Source organism: Ruegeria sp. N8 (assembly GCF_056531325.1).
Window position 1 is genome coordinate 625,484 of the sequence record NZ_JBQFLQ010000001.1, and the last position, 12,486, is coordinate 637,969.

11 protein-coding genes are annotated in these 12,486 nt (G+C 58.7%); 4 read left to right on the top strand and 7 right to left on the bottom strand.

Annotated features, from left to right (window positions below; all coding sequences use genetic code 11):
* The first annotated feature begins 107 nt into the window (after window positions 1-107).
* Window positions 108-1,001 carry an alpha/beta fold hydrolase gene (locus ACR0C5_RS03180; protein ID WP_480874479.1) on the top strand — a complete coding sequence of 298 codons (894 nt, stop codon included), beginning with the start codon at window positions 108-110 and terminating at the stop codon, window positions 999-1,001.
* Here the strand turns inward: ACR0C5_RS03180 and ACR0C5_RS03185 are convergent.
* Window positions 981-1,589, bottom strand: a complete 609-nt coding sequence (locus ACR0C5_RS03185) for a carboxymuconolactone decarboxylase family protein (RefSeq protein WP_480857560.1) — start codon at window positions 1,587-1,589, stop codon at window positions 981-983. The two genes, ACR0C5_RS03180 and ACR0C5_RS03185, sit on opposite strands and share 21 nt — an antisense overlap.
* A gap of 154 nt (window positions 1,590-1,743) precedes the next feature.
* Between ACR0C5_RS03185 and ACR0C5_RS03190 the strand changes: the two genes are divergently transcribed.
* Window positions 1,744-2,298 carry an NYN domain-containing protein gene (locus ACR0C5_RS03190; RefSeq protein WP_480874481.1) on the top strand — a complete coding sequence of 185 codons (555 nt, stop codon included), beginning with the start codon at window positions 1,744-1,746 and terminating at the stop codon, window positions 2,296-2,298.
* Window positions 2,299-2,407: 109 nt separating this feature from the next.
* Window positions 2,408-4,366 carry a DNA topoisomerase IV subunit B gene (parE, locus tag ACR0C5_RS03195; RefSeq protein ID WP_480874484.1) on the top strand — a complete coding sequence of 653 codons (1,959 nt, stop codon included), beginning with the start codon at window positions 2,408-2,410 and terminating at the stop codon, window positions 4,364-4,366.
* Window positions 4,367-4,373: 7 nt separating this feature from the next.
* Here parE and ACR0C5_RS03200 read toward each other — a convergent pair whose 3' ends face one another.
* A complete protein-coding gene (locus ACR0C5_RS03200) occupies window positions 4,374-5,246 on the bottom strand; it encodes a BRCT domain-containing protein (RefSeq protein WP_480874486.1) in 873 nt (290 codons plus the stop codon).
* A 341-nt stretch (window positions 5,247-5,587) separates the two neighbouring features.
* Between ACR0C5_RS03200 and ACR0C5_RS03205 the strand changes: the two genes are divergently transcribed.
* Window positions 5,588-5,869, top strand: coding sequence for a DUF1496 domain-containing protein (locus ACR0C5_RS03205; RefSeq protein WP_170770289.1), 282 nt, complete (start codon window positions 5,588-5,590; stop codon window positions 5,867-5,869).
* Between the two features lie 18 nt (window positions 5,870-5,887).
* Here ACR0C5_RS03205 and ACR0C5_RS03210 read toward each other — a convergent pair whose 3' ends face one another.
* The 5 genes from ACR0C5_RS03210 to ACR0C5_RS03230 all read right to left on the bottom strand — a co-directional run bounded on the left by ACR0C5_RS03210 (window position 5,888) and on the right by ACR0C5_RS03230 (window position 12,438).
* On the bottom strand, window positions 5,888-6,658 hold the full coding sequence (locus ACR0C5_RS03210; protein WP_480874489.1) for an alpha/beta hydrolase: 771 nt from the start codon (window positions 6,656-6,658) through the stop codon (window positions 5,888-5,890).
* A gap of 58 nt (window positions 6,659-6,716) precedes the next feature.
* Complete coding sequence (locus tag ACR0C5_RS03215; protein WP_480874492.1) at window positions 6,717-7,862, bottom strand: iron-containing alcohol dehydrogenase; 1,146 nt, start codon at window positions 7,860-7,862, stop codon at window positions 6,717-6,719.
* Complete coding sequence (locus tag ACR0C5_RS03220; RefSeq protein ID WP_480874494.1) at window positions 7,859-9,241, bottom strand: aldehyde dehydrogenase family protein; 1,383 nt, start codon at window positions 9,239-9,241, stop codon at window positions 7,859-7,861. The genes ACR0C5_RS03215 and ACR0C5_RS03220 overlap by 4 nt, the downstream gene beginning before the upstream one ends.
* Before the next feature lie 93 nt (window positions 9,242-9,334).
* On the bottom strand, window positions 9,335-10,696 hold the full coding sequence (locus ACR0C5_RS03225) for a glutamine synthetase family protein (RefSeq protein ID WP_480857572.1): 1,362 nt from the start codon (window positions 10,694-10,696) through the stop codon (window positions 9,335-9,337).
* A 56-nt stretch (window positions 10,697-10,752) separates the two neighbouring features.
* Complete coding sequence (locus ACR0C5_RS03230) at window positions 10,753-12,438, bottom strand: Na/Pi cotransporter family protein (protein WP_480874498.1); 1,686 nt, start codon at window positions 12,436-12,438, stop codon at window positions 10,753-10,755.
* Window positions 12,439-12,486 lie beyond the last annotated feature (48 nt).

Genomic DNA, 12,486 nt, shown 5'->3' on the forward strand with positions numbered 1-12,486 from the left:
TGTCTGACCCAGTGACTAGCAGAGACCGCCATTTCGCGCTTTGATTGGTATCAAATTGCTGTAACCTTGTGGTTCTGTTTTTAGCTATGGCAGCAGAGGGTTAACGCGTGGACAGCAGATTTGTCGAACTGGACGGACAGCCGTTCTTTCTACGCAGTTGGGGCGATCCCAGCCTGCCGCCCTTGCTGATGCTGCATGGCTTTCCTGAATATGGTGGCACATGGGCTGATCTGGCCCCGCATCTAGCTGAACACTTCTATTGTATTGCCCCGGATCAGCGTGGTTATGGCCAAAGCTGGGCGCCCGAGGGGGTCGGGCACTATACCCTGTCAAAACTGGTCGGGGACATGGCGGCGTTGATCGATATGCTGGGCGCACCTGTCACGGTTCTGGGCCATGATTGGGGGGCCTCCGTCGCCTATGGGCTGGCCATGTTCCAGCCCGAGCTGGTGGGCCGTCTGATCATCGCCAATGGCGTCCACCCGGTGCCGTTTCAGCGTGCGATGGCGTCGGGCGGCGCGCAATCAGCGGCCTCGCAATATATCAACGATCTGAGGGCCGAAGACGCCGCCCAAAGATTTTCTGCCGACAATTCCGCGCGGCTCGAGAGGTTCTTTCGGTACGGGATGGGGCTGGATTGGCTGTCGGATGCACAAATGCAGGCCTATCGCACCGAATGGGCCCGGCCCGGCCGGTTGGACGCAATGCTGAACTGGTACCGCGCCTCTCCGCTGGTGGTGGCGAAACCCGGCGAACCGCTGACGAATCTGCCCGAGCTGCCGGTCGAGCGCCTTTTGGTCCGCTGCCCGCATCTTTTGCTGTGGGGATCTGAGGACAAGGCCCTGCTACCCGAGGCCACTGAGGGGCTGGAAGAGTTCGCCCCCGACCTGACCCGCATTGACATTCCCGGCACGGACCACTGGCTGCATCATCAACGCCCCAAGGCGCTGGCGCAGGCCATTCTGAACTGGACCCGAGCCTTAACGGTGTCCCCAGTCTGACGGATCGTCCGAGTTGTTGGGGGACAGCCCCAGAATATCCCCATCGGTGGAACAGCCCAGCCCCAGAACCGTGCGATTGGCGTAAGAAAAATAGGCGCAGACCTGATTGATCTCGAGGATTTCTCCATCCTCCCACCCTGCAGCGTGCAGAGCCTCAATATCACTTTCTGTCAGCTCCGCAGGCGCCTCGGTCAGTTTGCGCGCATAGCCCATCGCCGCGATCTGCGCCGGATCTAGAGGGGCTGTCTGCGGTGTCCGGGCTTCAATCGCGGCACGGATAGCATTGCCTCGGTCAGGGTCAGCCAAAAGCCGCTGCAGGCCACTGAAATGATGCTCGACACAATAGTCGCAGCGGTTGAGCGCGCTGACCCACACGCCCAGGACCTCAAGAAACCATTTCGGGATGGTGTTGGCCGAATGGTGCAAGACATTCTTGTACATCGCCATGTGGCCTTCCATCGAATGCGGGCGCAAGGAATGCACCATCATGATGTTGTCCACATTATTGCCCGGCCCCGTCACCCGCTCATACAGTTTCTTCAGCTTTCCCGAGGCGTCCTCGAACGGTATGGTCTTGATCCAGCTCATTGAAACGATGTCCTTTTTCCTGACAGCCACCGGGCTGCGGCCAGAGTTGCTGATTTCCCTATCAACAATCAACCGGTATTGATAAGAGACTTGGATAGATTGAATTCCAAAACCCATTTTCTCGTCTTGCAAGAACGCCTCTCAGATATCTAACATGCGCCTGCTTATTACTTGTTTTCTGCTTTCCACCATCGCGGCCCTCTACGCAGCGCTGGACCCAGCCGCGTCGGATTGGGTATTGCTGGCCGCCCCGTGCGCTTTCGGCAGCGCGATATTGATCCTTTGGGGCGGTCTGCAACGCCTCCACACCCCGCGAAAATGGGCGGTTATTGACGGATCAAACGTCATGCACTTGAAAGATGGCGAACCCAGCCTCGAAACGGTGCGCGATGTTGTCGAGAAACTGTCGCAGGCCGGATATACGCCCGGCGTCGTCTTTGATGCCAATGTGGGCTACAAAATATCTGACCGTTATCTGGATCACCGCGCCCTCGCCCGACGTCTGAGCCTGCCCAAAGACCGCGTTCTGGTTGCCCCCAGCGGCACACCGGCAGACCCGCTGGTTCTACAGGCGGCTACCGACTATCGGGGATTCGTCGTATCCAATGACAGATTCCGCGACTGGGCTGAGGATTTCAGCCAAATTCTGCAACCTGAACACACCATACGGGGCGGTTTTAAGAACGAAAAACTCTGGCTTTCGCTTTGATCCAACCTTGGTCGCACGCCGCAATCCGCCCACAACACTTCGCGCCCCTCTTCCCCCGGACCACATCACCTGCCATAATGGGTAAAACCCAAAAACAAGAGCAGCACCGATGCCAGACGATCTGTTGACGCCCAGCGCCACCTCCACCTATGACGCCTCTTCGATCGAGGTGCTTGAAGGGCTGGAACCCGTTCGCAAACGCCCCGGCATGTATATCGGCGGCACGGATGAGCGCGCGCTGCATCACATGGTGGCCGAGATCCTCGACAACTCGATGGACGAAGCGGTCGCGGGGCACGCCAACCGGATCGAGGTGGAACTGCACGCAGATTACGCCCTGACCGTGCGCGACAACGGGCGCGGCATCCCGATTGATCCGCACCCCAAATTCCCGGACAAGTCCGCGCTGGAAGTCATTCTGTGTACTCTGCATGCGGGCGGTAAGTTCTCGGGCAAGGCCTATCAGACCTCGGGCGGTCTGCACGGGGTTGGTGCCTCGGTGGTGAACGCTCTGTCGGATTCGATGGTCGTACAGGTGGCGCGGGACAAGACGCTGTTCGAACAACGGTTCTCCCGCGGAATCCCGCTGGGTCCGGTCGAAAAAGTCGGCGCGGCCCCCAACCGGCGCGGCACCACCGTGACATTCCACGCCGATGCCGAAATCTTTGGCCACCACAAGTTCAAACCGGCGCGGTTGTTCAAATCCATCCGGTCCAAGGCCTATCTGTTCTCAGGCGTGGAAATCCGCTGGAAGTCCGCCATCGACGATGGCGAAACTCCGACAGAGGCCACGTTCCATTTCCCTGGCGGCCTGTCCGATTACCTCAAAGAGACGATGAACGGCTCGTCCACATATGCCGAGCAACCTTTCGCGGGCACCGTGGACTTCACCGAGAAATTCGGCACCCCCGGCAAGGTCGAATGGGCGATCAACTGGACACCGTCGCGCGATGGGTTCATCCAATCCTACTGTAACACCGTCCCCACGCCCGAAGGCGGCACCCATGTGGCGGGGTTCTGGGCTGCGATTCTCAAGGGGATCAAGGCCTATGGCGAGTTGATCAACAACAAGAAAGCCGCGCAGATCACCCGCGATGACCTGATCACCGGCGGCTGCGCGCTGGTGTCCTGCTTTATCCGCGAGCCCGAGTTCGTGGGCCAGACCAAAGACCGTCTTGCCACGGTCGAGGCCCAACGGCTGGTCGAGAATTCGGTCCGCGACCATTTCGATAACTGGCTGGCCGCGGACACGAAATCCGCCGGCGCGATACTCGACTTTGTGATACTCCGAGCCGAGGAACGTCTGCGCCGACGGGCCGAGAAAGAGACACAACGCAAATCCGCCACTAAAAAACTTCGTCTTCCCGGCAAGCTGGTGGACTGCTCTAGTTCAACACGCGACGGGACAGAGTTATTCATCGTCGAGGGCGACTCGGCCGGTGGGTCCGCGAAAATGGGGCGCGACCGCAAAACACAGGCCCTGCTGCCCCTGCGCGGCAAGATCCTGAACGTGCTGGGCGCGGCCAGTTCCAAGCTGGGCACAAACGCCGAGATCAACGATCTGACCCAAGCGCTGGGTGTGGGCCTTGGCACCAAGTTCAACGTCGACGACCTGCGCTATGACAAGATCATCATCATGACCGACGCGGATGTGGACGGCGCGCATATCGCCTCACTGTTGATGACGTTCTTCTTCACCCAGATGCGGCCCATGATCGACGCAGGCCACCTGTATCTGGCCTGCCCGCCTCTGTACCGCCTGACCCAAGGCGCCAAACGCGTCTATTGTCTGGACGAGGCCGAGCGCGACGAATGGCTTGAGAAAGGTCTGGGTGGCAAGGGCAAGATCGACGTATCCCGCTTTAAGGGGCTGGGCGAAATGGACGCCAAGGACCTGAAAGAGACCACGATGGACCCGGCCTCGCGCAAACTGATCCGCGTCACGATTGACGAGGACGAACCCGGCGAAACCGGCGATCTGGTCGAGCGCCTGATGGGTAAGAAGCCCGAACTGCGGTTTCAGTACATTCAGGAAAACGCGCGGTTTGTGGAGGAGTTGGATGTTTGAGATAGGGTTATTGTGCCATTAGTCGCAGCAACTGGCTTTCAGAAATAAACAACGGGCGCTCCGATTTTAGACGCAATTCTTGTGCTTTACGAATCTTGGTGCCTCGGTTTAGCTCTATCCAATCTCTTGAAGCCTCACCTCCGATTATCAAGAAATCAACTTTACCCGAAACACTTCGAGCCATTCGGGCGCCGTAAGCCTCAAGTTGCTTCTCGAAGATTGATCTGGGATTCGCTTTGAAATTTCCCGTCAAAACGAGAACTGCCCCGTCCAAATCTGCTTCGATGCTTTCAAGGCGCGTTTCCTGATAATTCGCAACTCCGGTAGTTTGTGCGATTCCCGTATCGCCGTAGCAATCACCCACTACATGCCCGATGACTTCGCAGAGTTCGTTAGACTCTTCTTCTGAAACAATGCCGTCGGCAATTGCATCTACGGATGAAACAAGGATCTGCTTAACCCCAACCGTATCTTGTAATGATGGGTTTCGATCGATAAACGATACTATTGCTTCCGCTTCGGCCAAAGTGATTTTCCCATCGCACACAATGCCCCGGCAAAATCCTAGAAAACGGTTGAGTTGGCTCTTTTCGCAGGATTCTTCGATTTCCTTCATACGTGTTTCGACAACCGAGTCGATGGACGAATGATCCAAAAGATCGACTCCAAAATCTTCGATAATATCATTTGCATCGCCGTCCGTTACGTGCCGAACGAACTCTTCGCATTCTGCAATCAACGGCTCAATTTCGCCAACCTCTAGGTATCCACTTGCCGCCACGCCCTCAAGAAAACCAGTAAAGTGGCAGAAAAACTTTTTGTCGTTGTTGCGTTTGTGAATTCTGCCCAACTCTGGGCCGCCATGTGAATAGTTACTCATTGTCAACCTTAGGTGTATCTGGAAAAATAATCTCAACCTATGTTTGCAGCCCTCCTAATAAAAAACAACGCCAAAATAGCAATACTCAACCGTCCGGTGGTCAGTCCTTTCTCAGCGTCTGATAGCCGTCTGCCTTCACGCTAGAGCGCATTCGCTAATTTTAAAATTACATCAGCGATTCAAGGTGGACCAACAACCTCCTTGAACGATGGACACCCCCCCTTGCCTAACCCGTTGATCCCGTTCACACTTACCCTCAACCCGTCATTCAAGAACGATATTTGAGGTTCTCGAGCGTCCACGACCCATTTGACTCACTGATTTCTCAACGGGAGGACGACATGAAGACACTACCCCTCGGACTGGCCTTAGCCCTGCTGGCCACACAAGCCCCAGCGCAGCAAATGCTCAGCACCGCATCGCCTATTCCGGAAGGTGCCGAGAAGCGGTTTTGCTATTATGAAGGCATGGCCTATTCCGAAGACGCATTTGTTCTGATGGTCGGCGACAACACTGTAACCAGCACCGTCAGTACCGTTCAGGAACGCCTGCTGCGCTGTCATCGTGAAGAGGATGGCTCGCTGAAGTGGAAACCGCAGAGCACATTCTCGACCAACAACTGAACGCGTTGGGTGGGCGTTCTAGCCCACCTTTTGCTCCAGCCAATCCGCGATCTGACCTGCTGGCCCCTCCCAGCCGGGCTCCATGAACAGGAAATGGGCGTGGTCTTCGGCTGGCAGGAAGGTGGCTCGCACGCCGTAAAGTTCCGCCAGCGCGCGGCAGGTGTTGGGGTTCACGGCCCGATCCTCGGTTCCGGATACGATCAGCACCGGGCAGTCGACCTTGTCGATATCCACCTTCATCGCGTGCTGGTCGTCGAACATCCAAAAGAACATCTCGAACATCACCCGCCCGCTTTCCGGGCCAAGCTGGTCGAATACCTCATGCTGCTGTGCCTCGGGCAGTTTGTTCAGCGCAAAAGGGGCCATCAGGTCGAAATCGACGCGCATGGGCTGTTTCCAGAACGCCCCGCCCTCCATCAGTGCGCGCGGTACCGCGCGTTCGTCGTCGGTTTCGGGCAGCGTCCCCCAGGCCGCATTCGGGTTGATCAGGACAATGGCGCCGGCCAGGCCCCGAGACGCCACCTGCTGTGCCACCACCCCGGCGATGGCATGGCCGAGCAGCACCGGCTTGCTATCCAGCCCCTGCACGAATGCGGCAACGTCATCGGCGTAGTCCATGACGCTGGTGTCGGTCAGGCCGGGATCGGGCTCGGCCTTGGGGTCGCCATCATGGTAGCGCAGCGCAGGGGTGTGAACCCTCCAGCCGCGCGCGCGGAAGAAGCCCGCGTAATCCTCCATACACCACGGCCCGGCAAACGCCCCGTGGATCAGAACAATCTCTTTGGTCATGAAAATCTCCCTCACCTGCGCGCAGTATGCGGGGTGAGGGAGCGGGTCCGCAACCCTGTTACAGCGCGGCTTTGAACAGCGCGGTCAGGTTGTCTTCGGTCAGTTCGATGGGGTTGCCACCACAAGACGGGTCGATGATCGCGCCTTTTACCAGTTCAGGGATCGACGCCTCGGTCACGCCCAGATCGGACAGTTTGCGCGGGATGGCAAAGCTGTCGTTGAACGCCTGCACAAAGGCACGGAAGCCGTCAAAGCCGCCTTCGATGCCCAGATAGGCCGCGGCCTGCTGGAACCGGTCCGCGATAACGGGCGCGTTGAAATCCAGCACGGCGGGCATACAGACCGCGTTGGTGGTGCCGTGATGGGTGTTGAACACCGCGCCGATTGGATGGCTCATCGCGTGGATCGCGCCGAGGCCCTTTTGGAACGCCGTGGCGCCCATTGCCGCTGCGCTCATCATCTGGGCGCGGGCTTCGATGTCGGTACCGTCAGCATAGGCGCGTGGCAGGTAGTCCTTGACCAGCCGCATCCCCTCCAGCGCGATGCCCTGGGACATGGGGTGATAATGCGGGCTGCTAAACGCCTCGACGCAATGCGCAAACGCGTCCAGACCGGTGCCTGCGGTGATGAACTTGGGCATCCCCACGGTCAATTCAGGGTCACAGATCACGACCGCAGGCAGAACTTTGGGGTGAAAGATGATCTTCTTCGCGTGCGTTTCCGAGTTGGTGATAACGCTGGCACGGCCCACCTCGGACCCTGTCCCGGCGGTGGTCGGCACGGCGATGATCGGTGCGATGGCGTCAGCATCGGCGCGAGTCCACCAGTCGCCGATATCCTCAAAATCCCAAACAGGGCGGATCTGGCCGCACATGAAGGCAACCATCTTACCCAGATCCAGCCCCGAGCCACCGCCAAAGGCAATCACCCCGTCATGACCGCCCGCATTATAGGCGGCAACCCCTGCTTCGAGGTTCTTTTCATTGGGGTTCGGGTCCACTTCGCTGAACAGCCCTCGTCCCAGCCCTGCGGCCTCGAGGATATCCAGAGTGGCCGTGGTGATTGGCAGATCGGCCAACCCCTTGTCCGTTACCAATAAGGGGCGTTTCATCCCAGCCGCCGCGCAGGCCTCGGGCAATTCCTTGATCCGGCCAGCGCCGAACTTGATCGCGGTCGGGTAGGACCAGTTTCCAACAAGGCTCATGATGTCACCTTTTTCAGATGGTAGGATTTTGGACGTGTGAGGTTGTGATAGCCGATGACCGACAATCCGCCTCCGCGTCCGGTATTCTTACAGCCGGTCCAGCACAGACCCGGGTCCAGATAATCCGCCCGGTTCATGAACACGGTGCCGGTTTCGATCCGGTCGCCCACCCGCGCCGCGCGATCCACGTCACGGGTCCAGAGGCTGGCAGTCAGGCCAAACTCGCTATCATTCATATGCCCGATGGCTTCTTCGTCCGAGGACACTTTCATGATGCCCACAACCGGGCCGAAGCTCTCATCCCGCATCACGCGCATGTCATGGGTGACATTGGTCAGGATCTGTGGGGTCAGATAGGCTCCCCCATCATCCTCAGCGAAGGTCTCGATATGGGGAACGGCACCATCCGCGACAGCCTCGGCAATCTGCGCGCGCACCTCATCAGCAAAGCGGACGTTGGCCATCGGGCCAATCGTCGTCTCAGCGTCAAGCGGATTGCCCAGCTTATAGCCTTTCACCACCTCAACCGCTTTGGCAACGAAGGCGTCATAGAGGCTTTCATGCACATAAATCCGTTCGATCCCGCAGCAGCACTGGCCCGAGTTGAACATGGCCCCGTCGATCAGCGTATCGACCGCCGCATCCAGATCGGCATCCTCCATGACGTAGCCCGGATCCTTGCCACCCAACTCGGTACCAACGCCAGTAAAGGTGCCCGCCGCAGCGCGTTCCATCGCCTGTCCGCCGCCGACCGAGCCGGTAAAGTTTACGAAATCAAACGCCTTGCCAGCGATCAGATCATTGGTCACGTCATGGCTGAGGAACACGTTCTGGAACACATCCGCGGGCACTCCCGACGCATGGAACGCCTGCGCCATACGCTCACCCACCAGCAAGGTTTGAGTGGCGTGTTTCAGCACCACCGCATTGCCCGCAATCAGCGCAGGTGCCACCGTGTTGATCGCCGTCATATAGGGGTAATTCCAAGGCGCCACCACAAAAACGACCCCATGCGGAATACGCTTGATATAGCGTTTGAAGGTCTCATCCTCACCCACAGCGATATCGGCCAGAGCGTCTGAGGCAATTTCGGCCATATGACTTGCACGTTCATTGAACCCGCCAAACTCACCGCCATAGCGCACCGGCCGACCCAACATATGCGCAAGCTCTGGCACGATCTCGTCATTCATCGCCCCCACAGCGGCCACACCTGCCATTACAAGATCAATCCGCTCCTGCAACGGCCGCGCCGCCCACTCCACCTGCGCCGCACGGGCCCGCGCGGCGGACTTGAAAGCCGCCTCAGCCGACAACACTTCACGCTCCGCAAAAACCGATCCGTCAATCGGCGAGACACACTGCAACACCTGCCCCATCTTCACTCCATTTTCGAAAGAAACAGGATCCCTGCTTCATCTGGCCCAAAATATCCCGGGGAGCGCGAGGGGCTGGCCCCTCGCTCCCGCCCTCTAAGCCCGCTCAAACCCGCGCGCAATTTCCCAATCCGTCACTACACGCTCGAACTCTTCGATCTCGACCTCCGCCGCACGGGCATAGTGATCGACCACATCATCCCCCATGGCCGCGCGCAACATGGCCGACCCATGCAACGCATCCCGCGCCGCACGCAAGTTGCCGGGGATCATACCTGTTTCGCCCTGATAGACGTCTCCCTGAGTCGGAGGCTGCAATTCCAGCGCTTCCTCGATCCCGGCAATCCCAGCGGCCAGCATCCCTGCCATCGCCAGATACGGGTTCATGTCCGAGCCTGGAATACGGCACTCCACCCGAACTGCCTTGGTGCCATCCCCGCACAGACGGAACCCCGCCGTGCGGTTGTCCACCGACCAGATGATCCGCGTTGGCGCAAACGTGCCCTTCATGAACCGCTTGTAACTGTTGATGTAGGGAGCCATGAAATAGGTGTAATCGGCGGCGTATTTCAGCAAACCCGCCATGTAGTTCTTCATGACATCAGACATCCCGAGCGGATCTTTTTCGTCGAAAAAGATTGGCACCCCATCTGCCCAAAGCGACTGATGCACGTGGGACGAGCTTCCCACTTTCTCATGATGCCATTTCGGCAGGAACGTCGCCGCATGGCCATGCTGCCACGCGATCTCTTTCACTGCGTTCTTGGCAATCGAGTGATACTCGGCCGTGTCCATCGCGGGGGCGTATTTGATGTTCAGCTCTTCCTGCCCGGTCTCAGCCTCACCTTTCGAGTTTTCGACCGGAATCCCCGCGTTCCACAGATGATTGCGGATCGGGCGCATCACATGCTCTTCCTTGGTGGTCTGCAGGATGTGATAGTCTTCGTTATAGCCCGAGATCGGCTCCAGATCGCGAAACCCTTCCTTGCGGATCTGGTCAAAGCTCTTCTCGAACAGGAAAAACTCCAGCTCGGTAGCGCACATGGCGTCATAGCCCATGGCCTTAAGCCGGTTCACCTGCTTTTTCAGGATGGACCGAGGCGCGTGGGGCACTTCCTCATGCGTATGGTGATCCAACACATCGCACATCACCATGGCAGTGCCCTCAAGCCACGGAACCGGGCGCAGAGTACTTAGGTCAGGCTTCATCACATAGTCGCCATATCCGCGTTCCCAGCTGGTGGCAGCATAGCCATCGGGCGTCGCCATCTCGAGGTCGGTGGCCAACAGATAGTTGCAGCAATGGGTCTCTTCCCAAGCGCCCGCCACGAAATGACCCGCGTGGAACCGCTTACCCATCAGACGCCCCTGCATGTCGACCATGCAGACCAGCACGGTGTCGACCTCACCAGCTTCGGCCTTGGCTTTGAGATCGTTCAATCTTGCTTCATTGCCCATCCCGTTCATCCTTTGTCCTCTTCTGGGACCGTCGTCCCAAATTATTCCCAGCGGCCCTAGTCCTCGACCGTTTCGCTATCCATTTCCATCACCAGACGTGTCTCCAGCACCTGCCCGCTTTGGTAGAGGATCGGATAGGCGATGGCGGCGATATGCCCGTGCAGGTCACGCATGGCGCGCAACGTCTCAAGATGCAGATCACTTGAGGCAAAGCTCTCGGTCTGCCCCCTCTCAAGCCGTTTCAGATGCGCCTTGCGGCTATGCCGTGACAGGCGCTTGACCTCGGCCTTGTCCAGCACCAGACGGCGGGCGCAGTCCACATCATTCACCAGCAGCACATGACGAGCCAGCGAGAAACTGGCCAGTACAGCCGCGTGCAGGTCCTTGAGTTCCTTCCAGCCTTGCGCGGAAAACTCGGTGCGTTCAGTGTGTTTGATCTGCGCGGTTCGGGTCATGCGGTTTGACACCACGTCGCCCGCCGCCTCAAGCCGGATCGCGTATTCGACCAGGCCGCGCGCCGCCTTGATCTGCGCCTTGCTCATGTTTTGGCGCGGCATTCGGGCGACAAAGCGTCGGATTTCGGTCAGCTGTGCATTCACCCGTTCATCCTGCTGCCACAGGGCCGAAATCGCATCGCTGTCGTCCTGCTCATAAATATCCAGAACCGGGCGGAACATGCGCTCAACCTGTGTGACCATCTGCAACAGCTCATGCCGGACCGAGGACATCGCAACGTTCGCCCCCGACGCGCTTGGATCGTTCAGTGGGCTAAGCGCGTCCGAGAAGTGGTCCATCGCGTGCGCCTTAACCTCGGGCTCGGGCAGCAGCAGTGTCACCGGACGCTCCATCCAGTTCACAAACCCTGTGGCCAGCACAAAAACGGCAAGGTTGAACCCGATATGGGCCAAGATCAACGACTGCCCTGCCCCCGCCACCATCAGCGTCTGATGCGTGCCGGTCACGTTGACCACAATCAGCATCACCAGCGCCGTGCTGCCGCGTAGCAGAAGGTTGGCCAGTGGAATACGACGCGCGGAAACCGCCAGGTCACGGGTCAGCCAGATCGGAATAAAGGCCGAGCCCAGATTGGCCCCAAGAACCAGCGACAGCCCGGCAGCAAAAGGGATGGCTCCGATCTGAACCAGTGTCACGCACATCAGGATCGTCGCAACCGAACTGTGCATGACAAAAGCCAGTACCGCGCCCACGATAAAGGCGCTGAAATAGTCGCTTTCCAGATAGCCCGCGATGGCGGGCAAAAAGGCGCTCTCGCGGATCGGATCAACCGCATCGCGCAAGAACTGCAATGAAACCAGAATGAACGCGATGCCCAGAACAATGCGCCCGATCAGCCGCACATTGGCGCGGTCGGACTTGAGGTACAGCCACCCGCCCAGCGCCAGCAGCACGGGCTGCAGCCAGCCCAGATCATAAGACAGAACCTGAATGACAAGCGCTGCACCCAGATCCGCGCCCAGCACCCCAGCCAACGCAAGGCCAAAGCTGACCATGCCTGCCGCGGCAAAACCGGTCAGCAAAACCGTTACCGCCGCCGAGCTTTGCAGGATCGTGGCCAGAACCATACCGGCCCCACCGGCAACAAAGGTGTTCGAGTGTCGCGTCAACAGCGACTGGAACAATGCGCCAAAGCGTCTTTCGATGCCCGTGCGGACCAGCCGCACCGCAAACAGCAGCAACATGGTCGCCGCAAAAATCTCGATCAGGAACCCCGCAATAGCCATTGGCCTATACCCCTCTGACCCGGTTCACGCCAAGGCGCGACCAGAGTG

Excerpts from the sequence above, each read along its gene's own strand:
- ACR0C5_RS03190 (WP_480874481.1), top strand. The coding sequence starts at position 1,744 with ATGCGCCTGCTTATTACTTGTTTTCTGCTTTCCACCATCGCGGCCCTC.
- ACR0C5_RS03220 (WP_480874494.1), bottom strand. The coding sequence starts at position 9,241 with ATGGGGCAGGTGTTGCAGTGTGTCTCGCCGATTGACGGATCGGTTTTT.
- ACR0C5_RS03185 (WP_480857560.1), bottom strand. The coding sequence starts at position 1,589 with ATGAGCTGGATCAAGACCATACCGTTCGAGGACGCCTCGGGAAAGCTG.
- parE (WP_480874484.1), top strand. The coding sequence starts at position 2,408 with ATGCCAGACGATCTGTTGACGCCCAGCGCCACCTCCACCTATGACGCC.
- ACR0C5_RS03205 (WP_170770289.1), top strand. The coding sequence starts at position 5,588 with ATGAAGACACTACCCCTCGGACTGGCCTTAGCCCTGCTGGCCACACAA.
- ACR0C5_RS03225 (WP_480857572.1), bottom strand. The coding sequence starts at position 10,696 with ATGGGCAATGAAGCAAGATTGAACGATCTCAAAGCCAAGGCCGAAGCT.
- ACR0C5_RS03215 (WP_480874492.1), bottom strand. The coding sequence starts at position 7,862 with ATGAGCCTTGTTGGAAACTGGTCCTACCCGACCGCGATCAAGTTCGGC.
- ACR0C5_RS03230 (WP_480874498.1), bottom strand. The coding sequence starts at position 12,438 with ATGGCTATTGCGGGGTTCCTGATCGAGATTTTTGCGGCGACCATGTTG.
- ACR0C5_RS03210 (WP_480874489.1), bottom strand. The coding sequence starts at position 6,658 with ATGACCAAAGAGATTGTTCTGATCCACGGGGCGTTTGCCGGGCCGTGG.
- ACR0C5_RS03200 (WP_480874486.1), bottom strand. The coding sequence starts at position 5,246 with ATGAGTAACTATTCACATGGCGGCCCAGAGTTGGGCAGAATTCACAAA.